Source organism: Paraconexibacter sp. (assembly GCF_059438195.1).
Genome location: NZ_JBLKKY010000121.1, coordinates 1 through 5,229, shown reverse-complemented (window position 1 = coordinate 5,229; position 5,229 = coordinate 1). Strand labels below are relative to the sequence as shown.

The 5,229-nt window shown below is 76.0% G+C and carries 5 protein-coding genes; 1 reads left to right on the top strand and 4 read right to left on the bottom strand.

Annotated elements, in window-relative coordinates:
- On the bottom strand, positions 1-2,112 hold a 2,112-nt coding region (locus tag ACME2J_RS21855), incomplete at its 3' end, for an O-antigen ligase family protein (protein ID WP_495547064.1).
- A 24-nt stretch (positions 2,113-2,136) separates the two neighbouring features.
- Between ACME2J_RS21855 and ACME2J_RS21850 the strand changes: the two genes are divergently transcribed.
- Complete coding sequence (locus tag ACME2J_RS21850; RefSeq protein ID WP_495547063.1) at positions 2,137-2,871, top strand: hypothetical protein; 735 nt, start codon at positions 2,137-2,139, stop codon at positions 2,869-2,871.
- Positions 2,872-2,960: 89 nt separating this feature from the next.
- On the opposite strand, the gene ACME2J_RS21845 is transcribed toward ACME2J_RS21850, so the two are convergent.
- The 3 genes from ACME2J_RS21845 to ACME2J_RS21835 all read right to left on the bottom strand — a co-directional run.
- Complete coding sequence (locus ACME2J_RS21845; RefSeq protein ID WP_495547062.1) at positions 2,961-3,737, bottom strand: class I SAM-dependent methyltransferase; 777 nt, start codon at positions 3,735-3,737, stop codon at positions 2,961-2,963.
- A 2-nt stretch (positions 3,738-3,739) separates the two neighbouring features.
- On the bottom strand, positions 3,740-4,561 hold the full coding sequence (locus ACME2J_RS21840; protein ID WP_495547061.1) for a glycosyltransferase family 2 protein: 822 nt from the start codon (positions 4,559-4,561) through the stop codon (positions 3,740-3,742).
- Positions 4,558-5,229, bottom strand: a 672-nt coding sequence (locus tag ACME2J_RS21835; protein ID WP_495547060.1) for a class I SAM-dependent methyltransferase, incomplete at its 5' end; no start/stop codon positions are given. The genes ACME2J_RS21835 and ACME2J_RS21840, both read right to left, overlap by 4 nt.

Here is a 5,229-nt window from a genome sequence, read left to right as displayed (position 1 = left end):
GGTCGCGGTCGCCGACGCGCCCGGCGGCGTGAGCGCCGCCTCGACGCGCTTCACGAGACCGACGGACGTCCCCGCCGACGGATCGTTCTCGAGGACCCGCTGGGCCGCCAGGGCGAAGCCCTCGAAGTCGGCGAGCGCGAGGGCGACCTGCGAGAGCCGCAGCCAGGCCTCCGCGCTGTAGGGCTGACGGTCGACCGCCTCGAGGAGGTGCTCGCGGGCCTCGAGAAGCCGCCCGCGCCCCTGCGCGATCGAGGCGGCGACGAAGAGCGGTCGCGGCGAGAGCGGGTCGAGGCGCGCGGCGAGCTCGGCCCGGCCGGCCGCGCGCGCGAGCGCCTCCTCGTCACCGTCGGCGTCCCCGGCGATGCGCTCGGCGTCCGCGGCGACGCGATCGGCGCGAGCGGGCAGGAAGGCGGACGCCGCCGCGAGGACCGCGATGACGGTCGCGACCGCGGCGAGCCCCCAACGCGTCGGCTCGGCCGCCCCGCCCCCGACCGCGGCGATCGTCCGCTCACGAGGCGGTCGTCCCTCGGCCGGCAGCGCCGTGAGCGCGCCGAGGGCGACCATCGCCGGGAGCGTCGCGCCGGGCAGCGACCAGTCCCAGTCGAAGATGCCGTGGACGACCCACGCGACCCCGGCGGCGAGCAGCGGCACGGCGAGCGACCGCTGGGCGAAGGTCATCGCGCGGAGGCGGAGGACCCCGATGCCGAGCAGCGTGGCGATCGCGCCGAGGGCGAGGAGGCCGCCGATGATCCCCGTCTCGGCGAGGAACTGGAGCGGCACCGAGTGCGGCTGGGCGACGGAGAGCTGGTCCGTCCGGTAGAGCTTGTGGACGACCGAGAACGACCCGGCGCCCCACCCGCCGAACGGCCGGTCCGCGAACGCCCCCGCCGCCTCGCCCCACCAGATCCACCGGTTCCCGGAGTTCGTCGTGAGGACGCGCGCCGGGTCGAACTGGTCGTCCTGCTGGCGGTCGGTGAACGAGGAGGTCGCGTCGTCGAGCGCCGCGCGCGGCCCGCCCGCCTCGATCGAGAAGACGCCGGCCGCGACGACGGCGGCGACCGCGGCGACCGCGCCCGCGACGAGGAAGACGCGGCGGGTCCTCTCGGCGCTCCACCGCACCCGCGGCTCGAGGCGCAGCAGCCCCCAGGCGACCCCCATGAGGGCGGCGAAGCAGGCGAGGAGGACGAGGCCGAGCGTGCGCCCGGCGTCGATGCGCTCGGAGAGCTCGACGCCGTTGGCGACGAGCCGGGGCTGCTCGAACGCGTAGAGGACGCCGGGGAGGGCGCAGGCGAGCACCGCGCCGAAGGCGATGAGCACGCGCAGCCGCGCGGGGCCGAACGCAGTGAGGACGACGAGCGCGGCGGCGAGCGCGAGGAAGCCTCCGCGCGAGTACGTCATGCAGAGCGCCGTGAAGAGGACGAAGGCCGAGGCCACGCTGGCGAGGCGCACGCGGCGCGTCCGCGCCTCGTCGACGGCGATGCGCAGCGCGAAGGGCAAGCCGGTGACGAGGACGAGCGCGAGGGCGTTCCAGTAGCCCAGCGGCCCGCGCAGGCGCGCGAGGTCGCTCGTGTGGTCGAGGTCGATGAGCCCGAAAGCGGTGAAGCCGGGCACGACCTTGCCGCCGAGCGCGTAGAGGCCGACGACCGTGACGAGCACGAGGAGCGCGTGGCCCATCCGGCGCAGCCCGTCCTCGCCGGCGAGCGAGGTCGCCGCCGCGGCGATCGCGGCGACGAGCACGTAGAGGATCGCGCGGTTGAGCTCCTCCCAGGTGCCGGCGGGATCGACGCTCCAGAGGACGCTGAGACCGCTCCACGCGGCGAACGCGGCGAGGAGCCCGAGCGCGACCTTCGTCCCCGGCGCGACGCGCGGCACCGCCGACTGCGGGCTGAGCGAGCGGGCGACCAGCAGGAGCCCGAGCAGCGCGGTGAGGCCGATCGTCCAGGCGATCGCGGAGGGCCCGCTGGCGCCGTTCTCGAAGATCGCGAAGCCGACGATGACGACGAGGGCGATCTGCGCGAGGCGGCCGTCGCGCACGGCCTCACGACGGGCGGCTTCGCCCGCTGGCTGCAGCGCGCGGAGGACGCGCGTGGGCTGGGTGGCTGCGGCCTCCACGCGCAACGAAGGTACCATCGGCTCGTGCTCCTCCAGGTCACCCCCCCGGCGGCGCGTCGCGGTCTCGTCGCCGTCCTCGCGGCGACCGCGCTCCTCGCCGGCGCGGCGCCCGCGTCCGCCGACACGTTCGACGACGTCTTCAAGGACTTCGCCGCCGACGGGCAGATCGACCCGTGCGACTTCACGACGAAGGAGCTCAACGAGGTCCGCGACGACGTCCCGCCCGACATCGAGCAGTACGCCCCGGACTTCCCTGCGGCGCTCACGCTCGCGATCGAGGCCCGCGGGAAGGGCGGCTGCAAGAAGGAGAAGGAGCCCGCCACCGGCGGCTCCTCCTCGGGCGAGGCCGCTCCGGCGGCCCCGGCCGCGCCCCCCTCGGGCGGCGGGGGCGGCGCCGCCCCGACGCCGGAGGCCCCGGCCCCGGCGACCCCGGACCCCGCGGCCGCGACCCCCACCCCGCAGACGCCGCAGCCGGCCCCCGCACCCGTCCCGGCCGAGGTGGCCGCGGACGGCGCGATCACCCGCGCCGCCCAGGCCGAGCTCGCCGCCGGGCGGTCCGACGACCTCCCGGCCGCGATCGTCGGCCTCGGCGTCCTCGCCGTGCTCCTCGCGCTCGCCGGGATCGTCTGGCTCCTCGCCCGGACCCTCGCCTGGGAGCCCGCATGGGGCGCCTCGGTCCGTCACGCCTGCGAGGAGGCGGGCTGGCGCGTGTCGGGCACCTGGTCGGACTTCACGGACTGGCTGCGGCTCGGCCGGTGACACCCGCCCGGCGGCCAGGTGCGTCGGAATGAGCCCGGACGCCGAGTGCATTCCGACACACCTCGCTCCCGGGGCCGGGCGGGCCGTCCTCAGCGCCGGCAGACCGCGACGACGTCGAGCGCCGCGTCGAGCCCGTCGGCGCGCCACTCGAAGTCGTCGGGCGTGATGTCCGCCGCACCGGGCGCCGGATCCCGGCGTCGCTCGCTCGTGAGCCGGCGGTCGTAGAGGACCTGCCGCGCGCGCCGCGGGACGAGGCGCCGCAGCCGCAGCGGGTCCTTGGCGAGGAGCCGGTCGAGCTTCTCCTTCTCGCGCGCGACGAGGGCGAGGTAGCGCTCCGAGCCGAAGAGCCCCCGCATCTCGACGCCGCCCGGGAAGTGCGGCGCGCAGGCCGTCCGCAGCTCCTCGGCGTCGTACTCGACGTAGTGGTACGGGTCGATGATCTCGTCCGGCCGCGCGAACGTGAGGCGGTTCGGCGTGACGAGGATCGCGGTCCCGCCCGGTCGCAGCACGCGCGCGAACTCCGCGAGCGCGCGCCCGGCGTCGGGGACGTGCTCGATCGACTGGACGGCGACGAGGGCGTCGAAGGACGCGTCCTCGAAGGGCAGCGCCCGCATGTCGGCGACGTGGGTCTCGCGGTCCTGCCCCGCGAGCGCGCCCGCGTCGAGGTCGACGCCGACGGTCGTGCGCGGCGCGAGCTCGCGGAAGCTGTGCCCGACGCCGCAGCCGACGTCGAGGACCGGTCGATCGGCGGGCACGCCCTGCAGCAGCGCGGCGCACATCCGGTACGCGGCGACGTGCCGCTGCCAGGTCGGGTTGAACCCGCCCTCGGGGGTCGTGACCCGCTCGCCGGTGACGATCCCGCCCACGCTCAGACCTCGAGCTCGTGCGGCGGGTCGGCGGTGTCGTGGATCGGCGTCGTCTCGTGCTTCGCGACGGGCTCGTAGCGCTTCGAGCGCCAGACGCCGTTGCGGTGCAGGACGAGCCGCGCGAGCGCGCGGAGGGTCTTCGTCCCGTAGACGACCCCCGCCTTGAAGTCGACCGACGAGGCGTCCTCGTGGTAGATCGTGCGGACGGGGACCTCACGGACCCGGAACCCGAGCGAGATCGCCTGGAAGAGCATCTCGCTGTCGAAGACGAAGTCGAGCTGGTTGCGCAGGAAGGGGACCCCGAGGAGCATGTCGCGCGAGTACGCGCGGTAGCCGGTGTGGAACTCGGCGAGGTCGGTCCCGAGGACGCGGTTCTCGATGATCGTGAGGAAGCGGTTCGCCGCGTACTTCCAGCGCGGCATCCCGCCCGCGATCGCGCCCTCCGGGTCGAGCAGCCGCGACCCGAGCACGAGATCCGCCTCGCCGCGGAGGATCGGCTCGACGATGTCCGGGATGAGGTGCGGCTCGTACTGCCCGTCGGGGTGGAGCATGACGACCACGTCCGCGCCGCGGTTGAGGGCGTCGAGGTAGCACGTCTTCTGGTTGCCGCCGTAGCCGACGTTGTGCGGGTGCCAGATGACGCGGAGCCCCAGGCGCTGGGCGACCTCGATCGTCTCGTCGGACGAGTGGTCGTCGACGAGGAGGATCTCGTGGACCCAGTCCCGCGGGATCGCCCCGACGGTCTCCACGAGGGTCGTCGCCGCGTTGCGCGCCGGCATGACGACGGTGATCTTCGTGCCGGGTGGAGGTGCGTGGTCGGTCATCGGCGCGCCTCAACGTAGAGGGTCCCGGACCGCCGCGCCGCCACCTCGGCCGCGGCGCCGGCCATCGCGAGCGGAAGCGCGGCCGCTCCCGCGGCGAGCACGGCGGCCCGGCGCGCGCCCCGGAGGGGCGGTCCCTGCTGGGCCTGCGGGCGGCGGATCGCGTCGTAGAGGTCGGGCCGGCCGGGGAGCAGCCCGACGAGCCCGTGCAGCCAGCCGAAGAGGACCTGGCCGCCGCGGAGCTGGCTCGTGCGGGTGATGCGCAGGCCCGCGTCGCCGATCGCGCCGTGGAGCGCGGCGGGCGTGAGGTGGACGAGGTGGCGCGGCGGATCGAGGGCGAGCCAGCGCGCTCCGAAGAGGCGGGCCTGGAGGCTCGCCGCGTTCGGCACGGCGACGACGAGGACGCCGCCCGGAGCGAGGAGGCGCATCGCGGCGCGGAGCTGGACGGCGGGCTCGCGGAGGTGCTCGAGGACGTGCCAGAGGACGACGGCGGCGTACCGGCCCTCCTCCCCCGCGGCGACGAGGTCGGTCGCGGCCGCGTCGCGGAGGTCGCCGCGTGCGCCCCCGTCCCGCTCGAGGCCGACCGCGTCGCGGCCGGTCGCGCGGATGGCGGCGACGAGCGTCCCGTCGCCGGCGCCGATGTCGAGCACCGGCCCGGCGGGCGCGATGCG